This window comes from Shimia sp. R10_1 (assembly GCF_017744095.1).
In the GTDB taxonomy this organism is placed as follows: Bacteria; Pseudomonadota; Alphaproteobacteria; order Rhodobacterales; family Rhodobacteraceae; genus Shimia.
Window position 1 is genome coordinate 1 of record NZ_JAGHQX010000032.1, and the last position, 1,629, is coordinate 1,629.

The window sequence follows — 1,629 nt, forward strand, 5'->3', positions numbered from 1 at the left end:
GCTGTCCAGCTTATCCGAGTTTTTCGGTGAGGGCTGGAACGGCGTCAAAGAGGTCTGCGACGAGGCCGTAGTCTGCCACCTGGAAGATTGGGGCTTCTTCGTCTTTGTTGATCGCGACGATGATCTTTGAGTCTTTCATGCCCGCAAGGTGCTGAATCGCGCCGGAGATGCCCGCTGCGATGTAGAGCTCAGGCGCCACAACCTTGCCGGTCTGACCGACCTGCCAGTCGTTTGGCGCATAGCCGGAGTCCACCGCCGCGCGCGACGCCCCAACAGCGGCGCCCAGCTTGTCTGCCAGCGCTTCGATGATTTTGAAGTCATCTTCAGAGCCGACACCACGGCCACCGGAGACAACCACACCTGCGGAGGTGAGTTCTGGACGGTCGCTCTCGGCCACTTTGTCCTCAACCCATTCAGACAGGCCGGGGTTTTCTGCTGCGCCCACGGTTTCCACGGAGGCAGAGCCGCCTTCGCCGGCCGCGTCAAAGCTTGCGGTGCGGAAGGTGATGACCTTCTTGGCATCGGACGACTTCACAGTCTGGATCGCGTTGCCTGCGTAGATCGGACGCTCAAACGTGTCGCCATCCACAACCGCGGTCACATCAGACAGCACCATCACGTCCAGAAGCGCGGCCACGCGGGGCATCACGTTTTTGGCGTCGGTGGTGGCCGGGGCCACGATGTGGCTGTAGTCGCCCGCCAGAGACGCGATCAGCGCCGCGGTCGGCTCGGCCAGACGGTGGCCCAGAGCGGCATCTTCTGCCACCAGAACCTTCGCCACACCGTCGATTTTCGCGGCAGCGTCGCCAGCAGCGGCAGCGGATGCGCCTGCGGCCAGAACGGTCACGTCCCCCAGCGCCTTGGCGGCGGAGACAGCTTTGGCGGTGGCGTCCAGCGCCAGCTCACCGTTGGTAACTTCTGCGAGAAGAAGAACAGCCATTATACAGCCCCCGCTTCTTTGAGTTTTGCAACCAGCTCATCAACAGAGCCAACCATGATGCCTGCGGCGCGCTCGGACGGCTCAGTGGTTTTCACCACTTCCAGACGCGGGGTGACATCGACGCCGTAGTCAGCAGCCGTTTTCTCATCCAGCGGCTTTTTCTTGGCTTTCATGATGTTTGGCAGAGACGCATAGCGCGGCTCGTTCAGGCGCAGGTCCACCGAGATGATGGTCGGGGTGGAGACCTTGATGGTCTGCAGACCGCCGTCCACTTCGCGGGTCACAACCGCTTTGTCGCCGTCGATGTCCACCTCAGAGGCGAAGGTCGCCTGGGACCAGCCCAAGAGCGCGGACAGCATCTGGCCGGTGGCGTTCATATCGTTATCGATCGCCTGTTTGCCGCAGAGCACGAGGCCCGGCTGCTCTTCTTCGACCACTTTGGCCAGGATCTTGGCCACGGCCAGCGGCTCGATGTCCTGATGCACATCGTCAGCAGCCACAACCAGGATGGCGCGGTCTGCGCCCATGGCCAGCGCGGTGCGCAGGGTTTCCTGAGCTTGCTTCACACCGATCGAAACAGCCACAACTTCGTCTGCTTTGCCGGCTTCCTTGAGACGGATGGCCTCTTCGACGGCAATCTCGTCAAATGGGTTCATCGACATTTTGACATTGGCGAGATCAACTCCGCT

General features: G+C 61.6%; 2 protein-coding genes. Both read right to left on the reverse strand.

Going from position 1 to position 1,629, the window contains the following annotated elements:
- Nucleotides 1–10: 10 nt before the first annotated feature.
- Nucleotides 11–940: an FAD-binding protein gene (locus tag J7413_RS20385; RefSeq protein WP_209101856.1), complete on the reverse strand. Its 930-nt coding sequence runs from the start codon at nt 938–940 to the stop codon at nt 11–13.
- Nucleotides 940–1,629, reverse strand: a 690-nt coding sequence (locus J7413_RS20390) for an electron transfer flavoprotein subunit beta/FixA family protein (protein WP_209101859.1), incomplete at its 5' end; no start/stop codon positions are given. The genes J7413_RS20390 and J7413_RS20385, both read right to left, overlap by 1 nt.